Genomic DNA, 14,232 nt, shown 5'->3' on the forward strand with positions numbered 1-14,232 from the left:
CCCGGCCGATCAGGCGCTGATTCCCCCGTCCAGCACGAGGTCGGCGCCGACGGTGTAGCCGGCCTCCGGCGAGGCGAGGTACAGCACCGCGGCGGCGATCTCCGCCACCGAGCCGGAGCGGCCGACCGGCACCTCGGCCTTCATCCGCTCGGTCTTGTCCTCGGCGCTCTCGCCGGGCCGGCTGGACATCGGGGTGTCCACCGGGCCGGGGCTGACGGTGTTGATCCGCACGCCCTCGCCGATGTGGTCGCGGGCGGCGGCCCGGGTGAGCGCGGTGACGGCGGCCTTGCTGGCCGCGTAGGCCCCGACGCCCTCGATCCGCTTGTGGGCGCCCAGGTTGGAGGAGACGTTGACGATCGCGCCGCCGCCGTGGGCCCGCATGTGGCCGATCTGGTGCTTCATCGCGAGCAGGGTGCCGGTCACGTTGATCTCGAACACCCGCCGGAAGTCGGCCTCGTCGATCTCGGCGACCGGGCCGGGCGCGCCGAACACCCCGGCGTTGTTGACGGCGACGTCCAGCCCGCCGAACCGCTCGACGGTCTCCCGGACCAGCCGGGCGGCGTCCTGAGCATCCGTCACGTCGCCGGTCAGCGCGACGGCCTTGCCGCCGGCCCGCTCGATCAGCTCGACGGTCTCGGCCAGCGGCCCGGCGCTGCGCCCGGCGACGGCGACCCGGGCGCCTTCCTGGGCGAAGGCGAGCGCGATGCCCCGCCCGATACCGCTGCCGCCGCCGGTGATCAGGACGGACTTGTCGGCGAAACGCGTGGTCATGGTGTGAACTCCTTGATCCGAGTGGTGCGTTCTGATGCGGTGATGGTGGTTCGGGGCAGGCCGGCGACCGCCAGGGCGGTGAGTGCCAGCCCGGCGGCAGCGGCCGCGAAGGCCGCGGCGTAGCCGCCGACGACGCTCGGGCGGGTGGCGGCGAGGGCCATCAGGACGGCCAGGCCTGCGGTGGGGCCGAGTTCCATGGCGGTGTTGAAGACGCCCGCGGCCAGGCCGGTCCGTTCGGGGGCCACCCCGCCGGTGGCCAGGACGGCCGCTCCGGCGAAGGAGGCGGCGGCTCCGGCGGGCAGCAGGAGCAGTCCGGGCAACAGGGCGGTGGCGTAGTGGCTGCCGGGGGCCAGCCCGGCCAGCAGGCCGAGTCCGCCGGCCGCGGCGGCGAGGCCGCCGGCGGTCACCGGAACCGGCCCGTACCGCAGGACCAGCGGCCCGGCCAGGCGGCCGGCCAGCAGCAGGGCGGCCGCGTACGGCAGGAAGGCCGCGGAGGTGCCGGCGGCGCTCCAGCCGCGCAGTTGCTGGAGGTAGAGGGAGAGTAGGACGAAGGTCAGCGCGGTGCCGGCGGCGGTCGCCATGACGGCTGCCAGCGCGGCGGCGCGGCGCCGGTCGGCCAGGAAGCCGGGCGGCAGCAGCGGGTCGGCGGTGCGGCGTTCGGCTCCGGCGAAGGCGAGCAGCAGGGCGAGTGCGGCGGCCAGCGGCGCGAGCACCTCGGGGGCCCGCCAGCCGTGCTCGGCGGACGCCACCAGGGCGTAACTGCCCGTGCAGACACCGGCGGTGGCGAGGACCGCGCCGCGCAGGTCCAGGGCCGGTCGGCGTCCGAGGGGTGCGGCGGCGGGCAGTGCGGCGGAGCGCGCGAGGCCGAGGAGGACGGCCAGGACGGGGACCGTGAACAGCCACCGCCAGGAGACCGCGGCGGCGACCGCCCCCGACACCACACTGCCGACCGTCGCGCCGAGCACCGAGAGACCGCCCCAGGTGGCCATCGCCCGTCGGTAGGCGGCGGGTTCGGGGTGGAGCACCCGGACCAGCGCGACCGCAGCCGGGGCGGTGAGGGCGGCGCCGGCGCCCTGGACGAAGCGGCTCGCCAGCAGGACGGGGTAGTCGGGTGCGAGGGCGCAGGCGATCGAGGCGCCGCCGAGCAGCAGCAGGCCGGAGCGGAGTATCCGGCGGCCGCCGTGCCGGTCGGTCAGCCGTCCACCGAGCAGCAGCAGGGAGCTGAAGGAGAGTCCGTAGGCGGCGCTCAGCAGCAGCACGCCGGACGGGCCGAGCCCGAACTCCCGGGCCACCAGTGGCAGCGGCACGGTGAGGATCATGATCGTGAAGATCAGGACCGCCTGGACGACGCCGAGCAGTGCGAAGCCGGACCGGCCGGCCTTGGCGACACTCATGAAACCCCCCGACAAATCTATAGAGACCGTTCGGTCCAGAATAAAGACAGCAGAAGACACCAAAACAGCGGAAGCCACCGAGGCCCGAAGGGCCTGGCGTCAGTCCAGCAGCGCCAGCGCCTGCTCGGCGGCGTCCCGCGCGCGGGTCCCGCCGTCGGCGGCCTTGCCGACGACGCGGATCCCCTGCATGAGCACCACCAGCATCCGGGCCAGCGCCCGCGGCTCCCGGCCGGCGGGCAGTTCGCCCTGCGCCCGGGCCCGCAGCAGGGCCGAGGTCAGCGCGGTCTCCAGGTGGTCGAGGCTGGCCTCGACCCTACGGGCGGCCGCCGGGTCGTGCGGGGCGAGTTCGACCGCGGTGTTGGTGACGAAGCAGCCGCGCTTGCGGTCCTCCTCCCCCGCCTCCGCGTACCGGCGCACCAGGGCGCGGACGGCCGGCAGCACCGGACCGGGCCGGGACAGGTCGTTCAGCCGGTCCGGGTCCTGCTGCTCGCTGTAGCGCTCCAGCGCGCGCAGGTACAGCTCGCGCTTGCTGCCGAAGGTGGCGTAGATGCTGGCCCGGGCGATGCCGAGCCCCTCGACCAGGTCGGCCATCGAGGTGGCCTCGTAGCCGCGTCGCCAGAACAGCTCCAGGGCCGCCTGCAGCGCCGCGTCCGGGTCGAATTCCTTCGTTCGCGCCATGGGAGGACGCTAAACCTTTCTGGACCGAGTGGTCAAGAAAGGCCACTGGCCGCTTCCTGCCAGGTACAGCCGGGGCCCGGACGGCCGAACCTGCCGCCCGGTCGACCTCGACGTTCCGACGATCAGCCCTCGGCGAGATGCCGCTCGACCGAGGCGACCTTGGCGGTGAGGCCGTCGGTGACCCCGGCCCGGTCGTCGATCTTGATCACCGTGCTGACCCTGCTGCTGTAGGCCTTCACCGCCTCGATCGCCTCCCGGATCACCGGCATCACCTCGTCCCACTCCCCCTCGACGCTGGTGAACATCGCGTCCGTGCGGTTCGGCAGCCCGCTCGCCCGGACCACCCGGACGGCGGCGGCCACCGCCTCCCCCACGTCCTCGCCCATCCCCAGCGGGGTCACCGAAAAGGCTGCGATCACGGCTCTGCGCTCCTTTGAACACCCGGCTTGACGCCTTTGCACACCCGGCTTGACGCCCGACGGCACTGGTCGCGGCCCGAACCGGATCCGGGCCGCGACCAGGCTATCCACAACGATGATCAGGCGACCGTCGGCAGCGGCGGCTCGACGGCCAGCGGCTCGCTGGAGCGGGCGCGGTGCTGGGCCGCCCAGGAGGCGAGGGCCAGCGTGCAGGCGTGGTCCAGATGGCGCAGCCCGGACCAGTCCAGCTCCACCGGCCGGTCGTCCGGCAGCCGTTCCAGCGTGTCCAGCAGCCGGGGCAGCCGCAGGAAGGTGGCGTTGCCGCTGAGCCGCACCCGGTGCAGCGGCCGGCCGGACGGCAGCACCAGTTCGTCCACGGCGATCTGCAGGTGCGAGGTCTGCCAGGCGGACTTGGCCACCGCCAGCCCGATGCCGATCAGCACCCCCTCGAACAGGTCGGTGGCGATGATCGCCGCCGCCGTCACCCCGAGCACCAGCGCCTCGCCCCAATGCTCGCGGCACAGCCCGGCGATCCGGCGCAGCGGCACCAGCTTGGCGCCCGCGTGGACCAGGACGGCGGCCAGCGCGGCGAGCGGGACCAGCCCGAGCACGCCGGGCAGCAGCGCGGTGAACAGCAGCAGCCAGAGCCCGTGCAGGAAGCGCGAGGCCTTGGTGCGGGCGCCCGCCTGGACGTTGGCCGCGCTGCGCACGATCACCGCGGTCATCGGCAGCGCGCCGAGCAGCCCGCAGACGGTGTTGCCGAGGCCCTGGGCGGTGAGCTCGCGGTCGTAGTCGGTACGCGGGCCGTGGTGCATCCGGTCGACGGCTGCGGCGCTGAACAACGTCTCCGCGGAGGCGATCAGCGTGAAGGCGACGACGGTGCCGAGCCCGGCAGTGCCGGCCAGCGCGCCCAGCGAGTCGCGTTCGGGCAGGTGGACGACGTCGAGCAGGCCGGCGACCCGGACCCGGGCCACCGGCAGGTCGGCCGCGGCGGTGACGGCGGCGGCCAGGCCGACCGCGGCCAGCGGCGCGGGGACGGTACGGGCCGGCCGCCCGGGCAGGTGCTTCCAGGCGACGAGCACCAGCAGGGTGCCCAGGCCCAGGGCGACGGCGCTCGGATTGGCCGCGGCGGTGGCCGCGTCCGTCAGCAGGGCGGGCACCCCGGCGATCTTCTCCGGGCCGGTGGCGGGGGCACGGCGGTCGGCGAGCGCGTAGAGCTGGCCGAACAGCAGGGTCAGCCCGATGCCGGCCAGCATGCCGTGCACCACGGAGGCGGACATCGCCCGGAACCAGCGGCCGAGTCGCAGGGCACCCATGGCCAGCTGGAGCAGGCCGGTGCCGAGCACCAGCAGGCCGAGCACCCCGGCACCGAAGCGCTGGACGGCGTCGGCGACCAGCACGGTCAGCCCGGCGGCGGGCCCACTGACCTGGAGGCTGCTGCCGGGCAGCGCGCCGACGACCAGGCCGCCGACGATGCCGGTGACCAGGCCCAGTTCGGCCGGGACCCCGGAGGCAACGGCCACCCCGACGCAGAGCGGGAGGGCGACCAGGAACACCACCAGCGAGGCGGGCAGGTCCTGCCGCCAGGGGACGGCGCGCAGCGCGGCGAGCGGGGGCCGGCGGCGGCCCGGCGGGGCGTTCTTCCGGGGGCGGCCCGGCGGGCTCTTGCGCCGGCGCGGCGGTCGGTTCACCCGGCCACCGCCGGGGGTCGGGCAGGGGTGCAGCGCATGGGGACGTTCCTTCCGCGCGCCCGCCGCTGCGGGCACGCCGTGACAGGGCCGGTAGTGGCAAGGGCCGGAAGTGACAGGGCCGGGAACGACAGGGCCGGGAGCAGCAGGGCAGGGAGCGGCACGGCCGGAACCGGCGAGGAGTGGCAAGGAGGAGGCGGGGCGAAGAGACGGTGAGGACCGCACGGTGGGGGGCGACAGCGGTACGGCCGCGCGTCCGGGCGGGCCGGAGGGCGGCGGCGGGTGTCGGGTCGGTGCGGCCAGGGGGTGCGGTGCGTCCTCCGCTCGGGTGCGGCGGACCGGGCGCGCTGGTCCAGGAGGGGACCGCCGGCGGGTTCCCCTGCTCCCCGGCGCTCCCAAACCCCCCTGCCGCGGCCTCAGTTGGACGTCACGGGCCCGGCGTGCCACCGACGGTACCCAGGTCGGCGGGGCGGGCCGACCTCGGGCACCGTCCCTTCACCCGCCTTGCACATCGGGTGCGCTTTCCGGGCCGGAACGTCCGCTTCCCCGGGTACACCAGCGCGAACACAGCTCAGACGTGCGAACCCTCGCCGCTCGGCCACCCCCGCCCGGCACCCCACCCCACCACGCCCGACTTCCACATTCTGTTGAAATCCCCCTTGACGCTCCGACGACCCGACCCTACCTTGTTTCCACATACAGAAACCGTTCTTCCGTATGGTGGAATTCAGGAGATGAGCCCTCCGAGCCACTGCGGGCCGACGCAGGAGAAACCCGATGCCTCGTATGACAGCCGCCCGCGCGGCCGTGGAGATCCTCAAGCTCGAAGGCGTTGAGGTCGCCTTCGGCGTGCCGGGCGCCGCCATCAACCCCTTCTACGCCGCCCTCAAGGCCTCGGGCGGGGTCAAGCACACCCTGGCCCGGCACGTCGAGGGCGCCACCCACATGGCCGAGGGCTACACCCGCGCCAAGGCCGGCAACATCGGCGTGTGCATCGGCACCTCGGGCCCGGCCGGCACCGACATGATCACCGGCCTGTACTCGGCGATCGCCGACTCCATCCCGATCCTGTGCATCACCGGCCAGGCGCCCGTCGCCCGGCTGCACAAGGAGGACTTCCAGGCCGTCGACATCGCCTCGATCGCCAAGCCCGTCACCAAGGCCGCGACCACCGTCCTGGAAGCCGCCCAGGTCCCCGGCGTGTTCCAGCAGGCCTTCCACCTGATGCGCTCCGGCCGTCCGGGCCCGGTCCTGATCGACCTGCCGATCGACGTCCAGCTGACCGAGATCGACTTCGACCCGGAGGCCTACCAGCCGCTGCCGGTCTACAAGCCGACCGCCAACCGGATCCAGATCGAGAAGGCCATCGCGCTGCTCCAGGAGTCCGAGCGCCCGCTGATCGTGGCCGGCGGCGGCGTCATCAACGCCGACGCCTCCGAGCTGCTGCTGGAGTTCGCCGAGCTGACCGGCGTCCCGGTCGTCCCGACCCTGATGGGCTGGGGCATCGTCCCGGACGACCACGAGCTGAACGCCGGCATGGTCGGCCTGCAGACCTCGCACCGCTACGGCAACGAGAACTTCCTCGCCTCCGACTTCGTCCTCGGCATCGGCAACCGCTGGGCCAACCGCCACACCGGCGGCCTGGACGTCTACACCGCGGGCCGCAAGTTCGTCCACGTGGACGTCGAGCCGACCCAGATCGGCAAGATCTTCGCCCCCGAGCTCGGCATCGCCTCCGACGCCAAGGCCGCCCTGGAGCTGTTCGTCCAGGTCACCGAGGAGCTCAAGGCCGCCGGCCGGCTCAAGGACCGCAGCGAGTGGGCCGCCTCCACCCAGGAGCGCAAGGCCAAGCTGCAGCGCCGCACCCACTTCGACAACGTGCCGCTCAAGCCGCAGCGCGTGTACGAGGAGATGAACAAGGCCTTCGGCCCGGAGACGCGCTACGTCACCACCATCGGCCTGTCGCAGATCGCCGGCGCCCAGATGCTGCACGTCTACAAGCCGCGCCACTGGATCAACTGCGGCCAGGCCGGCCCGCTCGGCTGGACCATCCCGGCCGCGCTCGGCGTCGCCACCGCCGACCCCGAGGGCCAGATCGTCGCGCTCTCCGGCGACTACGACTTCCAGTTCATGATCGAGGAGCTGGCGGTCGGCGCCCAGCACCGGATCCCGTACGTCCACGTCCTGGTGAACAACTCCTACCTGGGCCTGATCCGTCAGGCGCAGCGCAGCTTCGACATCGACTTCCAGGTCAAGCTGGAGTTCGAGAACATCAACGCCCCCGAGCTGGGCGTGTACGGCGTGGACCACGTCAAGGTCGCCGAGGGCCTGGGCTGCAAGGCGATCCGGGTCACCGAGCCGGAGGGTCTGCTGCCCGCGTTCGAGGAGGCCAAGAAGCTGGCCGCCGAGTTCCGCGTCCCGGTCGTGGTCGAGGCCATCCTGGAGCGGGTCACCAACATCTCGATGGCCGCCGCCGACATCGACAAGGTCAACGAGTTCGAGGAGCTCGCCACCCTCCCCGAGCACGCGCCGACCGCGATCAAGACGCTGGCCCTCTGACCGGTCGCCACTCCGACCCCGCCTGGATGCGGGGGCGTACGAGCCGCTCCGTACGCCCCCGCGCAGGCGGAACACCGGCGGGGCCGCAACGGTTGACAACCGGGGCCGCTACCGTGTGCCCGGGCGACACCCCCTGCCAACCTGCCGAAAGGACCACCACCGTGAGCCTGTACGACATCCCGCTGCGCACCCTGGCCGGCGAGGCCACCTCCCTGGCCGACTACAAGGGCAAGGCGCTGCTGATCGTCAACGTCGCCTCCAAGTGCGGCCTGACCCCGCAGTACACCGGCCTGGAGAACCTCCAGAAGCGCTACGCCGGGCGCGGGTTCACCGTGCTGGGCTTCCCGTGCAACCAGTTCGCCGGGCAGGAGCCGGGCAGCGCCGAGGAGATCCAGAGCTTCTGCTCCACCACCTACGGCGTGACCTTCCCGCTGTTCGAGAAGATCGACGTCAACGGCGCCGACCGGCACCCGCTGTACCAGCGGCTGACCGAGGTGGCCGACGCCGACGGCCAGTCCGGGGACGTCGGCTGGAACTTCGAGAAGTTCCTGATCTCGCCGGACGGCACCGTCGTCGCGCGTCTGCGTCCGCGCGTCGAGCCGGAGTCGGACGAGCTGATCGCCGCGATCGAGGCCGTGCTGCCGGCCTGAGCACACGCGCGACGAAGGCCCGGGGCTCGCGGCTCCGGGCCTTCGCGCTCGCGCACGCTCGGAAACGCAGCCCCGGGATCTCCTCGGGGTGGGGCTCCGCACCTAACCGAGTGCCGGAGGGTGCTCGGCCGGACGGCGTCCCCAGGCCGAGATCAGCGGCGCGAGTGTCAGGTCGAGTTCGCCCGCGTGGATGGCGGCCAGGTGCGCGTCGATCTCGGCGTCGTCGGCCAGGCCGGCCGCGAGCAGCTCGCCGCGCACGTGCCGGATGGTCGCCGCCTCCAGCCGGTCGCAGGCCGGCCCGCCGACCGGAAAAGAACCCGCCGCGGCGACGTCCACCAAGCCGGCCTCACGCAGTGCCCGCGGCAGTGTCCGGCCGTAGCTCAGGTCCGCGCCGCGGCTCCTCAGCAGCTCCCGGACCGCGTCGCGCAGCCGGTTGGCCCGCCGCTGCGCGGGGCCGCTGTCGTCCAGGCACGCCAGTGGCTGCAGAGCGGTGTCGGCGTCCTCGACCAGCAGCCAGCCGCCGGGCCGCAGCGCTGCCGCCATCGTGGCCAACGCGCGAGCCCGGTCGGGCACATGGACCAGCACGAGCCGGGCGTGCACCAGATCGAACGTCCCCGGCTCCGGGGGCGGATCAGCGGCGACGTCGTGCCGGCGAACCTCGTAGCCGTCGCCCGCCTTCAGCCACGACGGGTCGATGTCCGTGGCGAGCACGTACCCGGTCGGACCGACGGCCGCCGCGAGCGCCTCCGGGATACCGGGGCCACCGGCCCCCACTTCCCAGCAGCGCGAGCCGGCCCCGACCCCCAGTCGATCGACGTGCCCGCGCGTCACACCGTCGAACAGCTCGGCCAGCCAAACGAATCGCTCGCCCGCCTCGGCGCGCGCGTTGTCCAGCAGGTACCCGCGGGCGGGAGCGGGCTCTCCACCGAGCGCGGTGGTCCCGTCTGTCGGATCCGGTAGACCACCGACGTGCGGCGGGCGGGGCGAGGAAGTCATGACCACATGGTCAACCTTCCCGGGCCACCAGCGCCACGACGACGGGAGAGGGATGTCTCACACAGCCGGCGAACCCCGCACGTCCTACAGGCTTGCCACCCGACAGACCGTCATGAACGCGACACCATCCGACTACGCCGAAGCTCTGGAAGGCCCGCACCCCGGGCCCTCGTCGTCTCCTGGCCGCAGTTTTCGCCGTCAGCTGGACTGGCTCCACGTCGCCATCTGCTCCCGGAAGGTCGTGCAGCTGACGATGTCCGTCTGGCTGCACTGGAGGGCATGGGTCAGGAGCTGGTGGGCGTGGTCGAGGTCGACCATGCGCTGCTCGATCTCGGCGACCTTGGCGCGGATCATCGCCTGCCTCCGCGGCTGGTCCCGCTGGAACTCCCTGACCTCGGCCAGACTCAGCCCGGCTTGCTGGAACTTGCGTAGCAGCACGATCCGCTCTGCGGCCTGCGGCGGATAGCGTCGCTGCCCACTCTGACGTTCGGGCACAGGCAACAAACCGTGGCGTTCCCAGAACCGGATGGCCGACGCGGGAACGTTGGTGATCTCGGAAAGCCGGCCGATCGTCATGCGCATGCTCCACCAATCCTCTTTCTCTCGTCGTCTCGTCGCGCCAGCCTGACGCTTGACTTGAACCTTAGTTCAAGTCGCAGAGTGGCTGGCACGTGCAGCGGCGGCGAACCGGCCACCGCTGACAGGGAATTGGGAGATGAAGAGATGACAGACGTACCAGAAGCGAAGAACCGGGCCCACCAGCTCGTCGAGGCGGCCCGGCAGCTCTTCGCAGCGGGGGTGATGTCGCACTCCGGGCACGCCAACCTGAGCGTCCGGCTCGACGCCGGCCGCTTCCTGTTGACCCCGGGGTTCGTCCGCGACCTGGAGCCCCACCACCTGGCGACCGTCGGTCTCGACGGGCAGGTCCTGGAAGGAGAACTGCGCTCCGTCAGCTCCGAGATCATCACCATGCACAGCGTCGTCTACCGCGCCCGTCCGCACGTGGGCGCGATCATCCACACCCACTCACCCTCCGCGACGGCCTTCGCGGTGGCCCACCGGCCGCTGCCGTGCCGCACCGAACCGATGCTCCGCTTCGGACAGCCCGAGGACGTACCGGTGGTGCCCTGGGGCCCGCGTGGGTCGGACGTGTCGGTCCGGGGCGTCGCCGACGTCCTGGAACGACGCCCGACGACGTCCGCGGTCCTCCTGGCCAACCACGGGTTGCTGGTGTTCGGCCCGGACGCGGCGGCCGCCGCCCACCTCGTCGTGGCGATCGAGGAAAGCGCCGAGGCCGAGATCGCCGCTGCGGCGCTCGGCGGGGCCGTGGACTTCCCCGAGGGCGCCCTGGAGGCTGTCCGGGCCTCGATCGCACGGGTCTCGTCATGACCGACCACACCTTCGCCGAGCGTTCCGAAGTCCTCCGGGCTCGCTACCGCACGACGCTCGGAGCCGTCCCGGGCGCGGTGGAGGACCGTCTGCGGGTGGCCCAGGCCTTCGGCCGGCTCCCCACGGAGGAGGCGTTCACGGCCCTGCGCCACATAGTTCTGGCCGACAGCCCACTCGGCGGCCGAGTGCAACAGCTCGTCCACTTCGGGCAGTTGCTGGCTCTCGGCCGGGCAGAACCGGCCCGGATCCACGCCCGGGGAGCACTCCACGCGGGCGCCGGCATCGCCGACCTCATCGGAGTCGCCGAGACCGCGCTCATCACCTCGGGCACGCCGGCCTACGCGCTCGGCATCGAGATCATCGTCGAACTCCTGCAGGACGACGACGGCAAGGCCGGTTGACCACCGAACACGGGTACCGCAGAACACGCGAAGTCGCTGTCCTCTGCCCGGGTCTGGTCAAATGACCGGCCCCCACGACTCCACGACTCCACAACGTCACGGGCATTCGATCCGGCCATCCGAGCGGCATGGGGGCACCTCCCGACCGAAGGCGGGGGCGGATGGCGCAGCTCGCCCGGAGTCTGCCGATGAACCTGGGAGAGCCCGGCCTGGCTCTGGTCCCAGTTCTGGTCTCATTCACCCCGTCCGACTGGGTTCGACCCCTGCCCAACGGTTCTCTTCCCCGCAGGTCAGAACGAGTACGGACGCCGGCGGACAGGATTTGAGCGAATCGGAAAGCATGTTGGGGGCAACCCCTCACGAGTTCGAGTCTCGTATCCTCCGCCTCTGCCCACCTGGGCAGACGCAAGGCCCCGACCGGGTTCCGGTCGGGGCCTTCGTCGTTCGTAGTCTCAACGGGCCTTCAGTCGGCCATCGGGCCGTCCTCCTCGACGCTCCTGGCCACCTGCCAGATGAGACCACCCACCCGCCCGGCGACGTCCGTAGGCCCGTCCGCCTCAGTTGCCGCCGCTCAACCGCCGGGCCAACACCCGGCCGCGCTCGGCCTGCACTGCTCCGGCCTTCCCAGCCGCGTAGTGGAGCAGGCCGAACGGCGCGTGCAGCCGCAGTCTGTCGACCACCAGGGAGCCGCCGTCGCCTCGGGCGGTGACGGTGAAGCGGTAGTCCATCCGCACACCGCCCGGACTGACCACCTCGCCACTGACCGTCGCCTCATCCGGCAGCCGGGCGTCCTCGGAGCGCAGGCTGACCCGGATGACGTTGTCGTGCCGGACCAGTCCGAGGAACCGGAAGCGCTCGACGGCCACGTAGTACGTGACCCCGCCCTCGCACCGCACGTCCCGCACGTCCACGAGCAGCGGGGAGAGACCGATGTAGTTCTCGGGGCGCGTCAGATGGGCAAGCACAGCGGCGGGCGTCGCCGCGATGTCGTAGCTGCGGCTCAGTTCGGTGCTGGGCACGTCCAACTCCCCTGGCCGGTCCGGGTCCGGCCGCCGTCGTGGACCGGAGCGATCAGTGGATGATCGCACCATCCTGCCGGCTCCGCCAGGCTATCGGGGGAAGCTCCTCGGCATGGCGCGGATCAGGGGACTCGACGGAACGTCGGTGGCAGGTTCCGGCGAAGCGCGGCACGCCTGGGACTCCCGGACTTCCAGGATCTTGTGACGGAAGGGTCGGACCTCCTGGCCAGCTCAGCGTACGCGGCGCCGGAGCGCGCGTTCAGGGTGCGGGCGTCAGAAGCTGGCGCAGTCTCGTCGGGGTGTGGCCCAGGTACTGGCGCATGGTCCGGGTCAGATGGGCCTGGTCGGCGTAACCGAGGTCGGCGGCAAGGGTGCTGAGGCTGTTCTCGCCTGCCTCCAGGCGGTCGAGCGCTCGGCCGATGCGGACGCGGTGGCGGTAGCGGGTCACCGACACGCCGAGCTCGCGCGGGAACGCCCGGCTCAGGCGGTAGGGCGAGACGCCCAGCAGCTCGGCCAGCGAGAACAGCGTGTCAGTGGCGGGGTGTCCGTCGGCAATCGCCTCGCGGGCAGCCGCTACCAGGCTCCGATCGCGTTCGGCCGATGTGCTGCCGAGCGGGGTCGGTCCGGCCACGGTGCGGCCGATGGCCGTCGCGAGCAGGGCCAGCAGGTCCTCGGTGAGTGCGTAGTCGACGTCGCCCGAGCGAGCGGTGGTGATGAGGCGCCGGTGGGCCAGCTCGAGCCGCGGGTCGACGTAGAGCGTCTGCGCGGCCCGTTCGGAACCGTCGCCGGCCAGGGAGCGCCACAGCTGCGGCGTCACACCGATCGCGGTGCAGTGGTCGCCGCCGGCGGGGTGGGCGAAGCTCTCCTCCTCGCCCGGTGCGCCCACGTAGGCCACGGTCGCGTCGAGGTCGACGGGGACGCCGGCGGCCCTCCTGCGGAACCGGCCGCGGCGCACGAGAACCACGCGGTAGTCGCTGCGGACCTCCGGCGCCGACCACCGGGTGTGGTCCGCGTGGCAGGCCACCGCGCTGATGCCGAAGTCGGGACGGGTGGCGACAGGGATAGCCGTGAGCACCTTGCGAACGCTACGCGGCGGGTCTGACAACCACGCAAGGATGTTCAAGACCGGGACCTGACGTCACGAGCATGCTGACGGGGCGTGAGGGGCCAAGTCCCCGCCCGCCTCGTTCAGTTCGGATACCCAGGAGTCATCGGCATGCCCGTTCTCAAGCAGCTCAGCACCGTGGTCGTCGACTGCGCCGATCCGACCGCGCTCGCCGCGTTCTACCAGAAGGCCACCGGTTGGGAGATCACCCACAGCGACCAGGACTTCGTGTCGCTGGGCAACGGCACCCCGGTCCAACTCGCCTTCGCCCGCGTCGAGGGCTACCGGTCGCCGGGCTGGCCCGACGGCGCCAAGCACGTGCACCTCGACTTCACCGTCACCGACGTGGACGCCGCCGCCGAGGAACTGCTCGGCATCGGAGCGTCCCGGCCCGAGTTCCAGCCGGGCGACGGCCAGTGGATCGTCCTCACCGACCCCGAGGGCCACCCGTTCTGCCTCATCTCCGCAACCACCGGCGAGTGAGCACCCACAGAGAGGAGATCAACCCATGGCATCCATCCACCGCGAAGTCCTGATCGACAATGCCCCCGAGAACGTCTGGGCAGCCTTGCGCGACTTCGGCGAGGTCCACAAGCGCCTCGCACCGGGATTCGTCACCGACACCCGCGTCGAGGACGACATCAGGATCGTGACCTTCGCGAACGGCGCCGTGGTGCGCGAGCTCATCGTCGACATCGACGACGAGGCCCGGCGCATCGCCTACACGGTGGTCGGCGGCTCGCTGGAGCCCACACACCACCATGCGTCCATGCAGGTCTTCGGTGACGCCGAGAACCGCAGCCGCTTCGTCTGGATCACCGACGTGACGCCGGACAGCCTCGGGGAACCCATCGCCGAGATGGTCGACCAGGGAATCCGTGTCATCAAGCGCACCCTCGACCGCGAAGCCACGCCTCCCTGCTGACCAGCGGCAACCGACGCTCGGCGTGGCTGCCGTTCTGGTTGCATCCACCCTCGTCCACCGTCGTTCGGACGTCAGCCGACGGGCCGCTCCGCCCCAGGTCAGGACGTCTGCGGCCCTCCTCGGGCGGCCGGACGTCGGGGGCACCCCCTCACGAGTTCGCATCTCGTATCCTCCGCAGGCAGACCCGCACCGGGAGACCGGTGCGGGCCTTCTGCGTTCGTAGCCTCATCCGTGGTCT

Annotated in this window: 15 protein-coding genes; 6 read left to right on the top strand and 9 right to left on the bottom strand. The window is 72.2% G+C overall.

Going from position 1 to position 14,232, the window contains the following annotated elements; translation table 11 throughout:
* Window positions 1-9 precede the first annotated feature (9 nt).
* The 5 genes from ACIRYZ_RS13765 to ACIRYZ_RS13785 all read right to left on the bottom strand — a co-directional run bounded on the left by ACIRYZ_RS13765 (window position 10) and on the right by ACIRYZ_RS13785 (window position 4,953).
* A complete protein-coding gene (locus ACIRYZ_RS13765) occupies window positions 10-771 on the bottom strand; it encodes an SDR family NAD(P)-dependent oxidoreductase (protein ID WP_402943239.1) in 762 nt (253 codons plus the stop codon).
* Complete coding sequence (locus tag ACIRYZ_RS13770) at window positions 768-2,165, bottom strand: MFS transporter (RefSeq protein WP_402943241.1); 1,398 nt, start codon at window positions 2,163-2,165, stop codon at window positions 768-770. The genes ACIRYZ_RS13765 and ACIRYZ_RS13770 overlap by 4 nt, the downstream gene beginning before the upstream one ends.
* Before the next feature lie 99 nt (window positions 2,166-2,264).
* Window positions 2,265-2,843 (bottom strand): TetR/AcrR family transcriptional regulator, encoded by a 579-nt coding sequence (locus ACIRYZ_RS13775; RefSeq protein ID WP_402943244.1) that lies wholly within the window; start codon window positions 2,841-2,843, stop codon window positions 2,265-2,267.
* Window positions 2,844-2,965: 122 nt separating this feature from the next.
* On the bottom strand, window positions 2,966-3,262 hold the full coding sequence (locus ACIRYZ_RS13780; RefSeq protein WP_402943247.1) for an MTH1187 family thiamine-binding protein: 297 nt from the start codon (window positions 3,260-3,262) through the stop codon (window positions 2,966-2,968).
* A 119-nt stretch (window positions 3,263-3,381) separates the two neighbouring features.
* On the bottom strand, window positions 3,382-4,953 hold the full coding sequence (locus ACIRYZ_RS13785) for a SulP family inorganic anion transporter (RefSeq protein ID WP_402943250.1): 1,572 nt from the start codon (window positions 4,951-4,953) through the stop codon (window positions 3,382-3,384).
* Between the two features lie 774 nt (window positions 4,954-5,727).
* Here ACIRYZ_RS13785 and gcl point away from each other — a divergent pair.
* Both gcl and ACIRYZ_RS13795 read left to right on the top strand, forming a co-directional pair.
* The gene (gene gcl / locus ACIRYZ_RS13790; protein WP_402943252.1) at window positions 5,728-7,509 is read left to right on the top strand and encodes a glyoxylate carboligase; all 1,782 of its coding nucleotides are present in this window, start codon (window positions 5,728-5,730) and stop codon (window positions 7,507-7,509) included.
* Window positions 7,510-7,670: 161 nt separating this feature from the next.
* Window positions 7,671-8,159, top strand: coding sequence for a glutathione peroxidase (locus ACIRYZ_RS13795; RefSeq protein ID WP_402943255.1), 489 nt, complete (start codon window positions 7,671-7,673; stop codon window positions 8,157-8,159).
* 102 nt (window positions 8,160-8,261) lie between these two features.
* Here the strand turns inward: ACIRYZ_RS13795 and ACIRYZ_RS13800 are convergent, their stop codons facing one another.
* Window positions 8,262-9,155: a methyltransferase domain-containing protein gene (locus tag ACIRYZ_RS13800; RefSeq protein ID WP_402943258.1), complete on the bottom strand. Its 894-nt coding sequence runs from the start codon at window positions 9,153-9,155 to the stop codon at window positions 8,262-8,264.
* A gap of 198 nt (window positions 9,156-9,353) precedes the next feature.
* Entirely contained in the window at window positions 9,354-9,737 is a 384-nt protein-coding gene (locus ACIRYZ_RS13805; protein WP_402943261.1) for a MerR family transcriptional regulator, read from the bottom strand.
* Between the two features lie 141 nt (window positions 9,738-9,878).
* Between ACIRYZ_RS13805 and ACIRYZ_RS13810 the strand changes: the two genes are divergently transcribed.
* Window positions 9,879-10,544 carry a class II aldolase/adducin family protein gene (locus ACIRYZ_RS13810; RefSeq protein WP_402943264.1) on the top strand — a complete coding sequence of 222 codons (666 nt, stop codon included), beginning with the start codon at window positions 9,879-9,881 and terminating at the stop codon, window positions 10,542-10,544.
* Complete coding sequence (locus ACIRYZ_RS13815; protein ID WP_402943266.1) at window positions 10,541-10,945, top strand: carboxymuconolactone decarboxylase family protein; 405 nt, start codon at window positions 10,541-10,543, stop codon at window positions 10,943-10,945. Before ACIRYZ_RS13810 ends, ACIRYZ_RS13815 begins: the two co-directional genes overlap by 4 nt.
* A gap of 557 nt (window positions 10,946-11,502) precedes the next feature.
* Here the strand turns inward: ACIRYZ_RS13815 and ACIRYZ_RS13820 are convergent.
* Both ACIRYZ_RS13820 and ACIRYZ_RS13825 read right to left on the bottom strand, forming a co-directional pair.
* Window positions 11,503-11,964 carry an SRPBCC family protein gene (locus ACIRYZ_RS13820; protein WP_402943269.1) on the bottom strand — a complete coding sequence of 154 codons (462 nt, stop codon included), beginning with the start codon at window positions 11,962-11,964 and terminating at the stop codon, window positions 11,503-11,505.
* Window positions 11,965-12,223: 259 nt separating this feature from the next.
* A complete protein-coding gene (locus ACIRYZ_RS13825; protein WP_402943270.1) occupies window positions 12,224-13,039 on the bottom strand; it encodes a helix-turn-helix domain-containing protein in 816 nt (271 codons plus the stop codon).
* Between the two features lie 141 nt (window positions 13,040-13,180).
* Between ACIRYZ_RS13825 and ACIRYZ_RS13830 the strand changes: the two genes are divergently transcribed.
* Window positions 13,181-13,552, top strand: coding sequence for a VOC family protein (locus tag ACIRYZ_RS13830; RefSeq protein ID WP_402943272.1), 372 nt, complete (start codon window positions 13,181-13,183; stop codon window positions 13,550-13,552).
* Window positions 13,553-13,577: 25 nt separating this feature from the next.
* Window positions 13,578-13,994: an SRPBCC family protein gene (locus tag ACIRYZ_RS13835; protein WP_402943275.1), complete on the top strand. Its 417-nt coding sequence runs from the start codon at window positions 13,578-13,580 to the stop codon at window positions 13,992-13,994.
* The last annotated feature ends 238 nt before the right edge of the window (window positions 13,995-14,232 follow it).

This window comes from Kitasatospora sp. NPDC101155 (assembly GCF_044768305.1).
Classification (GTDB): Bacteria; Actinomycetota; Actinomycetes; order Streptomycetales; family Streptomycetaceae; genus Kitasatospora.

Coding starts and splice junctions, on each gene's coding strand:
- ACIRYZ_RS13765 (WP_402943239.1), bottom strand. CDS start 771: ATGACCACGCGTTTCGCCGACAAGTCCGTCCTGATCACCGGCGGCGGC.
- ACIRYZ_RS13770 (WP_402943241.1), bottom strand. CDS start 2,165: ATGAGTGTCGCCAAGGCCGGCCGGTCCGGCTTCGCACTGCTCGGCGTC.
- ACIRYZ_RS13775 (WP_402943244.1), bottom strand. CDS start 2,843: ATGGCGCGAACGAAGGAATTCGACCCGGACGCGGCGCTGCAGGCGGCC.
- gcl (WP_402943252.1), top strand. CDS start 5,728: ATGCCTCGTATGACAGCCGCCCGCGCGGCCGTGGAGATCCTCAAGCTC.
- ACIRYZ_RS13800 (WP_402943258.1), bottom strand. CDS start 9,155: ATGACTTCCTCGCCCCGCCCGCCGCACGTCGGTGGTCTACCGGATCCG.
- ACIRYZ_RS13805 (WP_402943261.1), bottom strand. CDS start 9,737: ATGCGCATGACGATCGGCCGGCTTTCCGAGATCACCAACGTTCCCGCG.
- ACIRYZ_RS13810 (WP_402943264.1), top strand. CDS start 9,879: ATGACAGACGTACCAGAAGCGAAGAACCGGGCCCACCAGCTCGTCGAG.
- ACIRYZ_RS13815 (WP_402943266.1), top strand. CDS start 10,541: ATGACCGACCACACCTTCGCCGAGCGTTCCGAAGTCCTCCGGGCTCGC.
- ACIRYZ_RS13830 (WP_402943272.1), top strand. CDS start 13,181: ATGCCCGTTCTCAAGCAGCTCAGCACCGTGGTCGTCGACTGCGCCGAT.
- ACIRYZ_RS13835 (WP_402943275.1), top strand. CDS start 13,578: ATGGCATCCATCCACCGCGAAGTCCTGATCGACAATGCCCCCGAGAAC.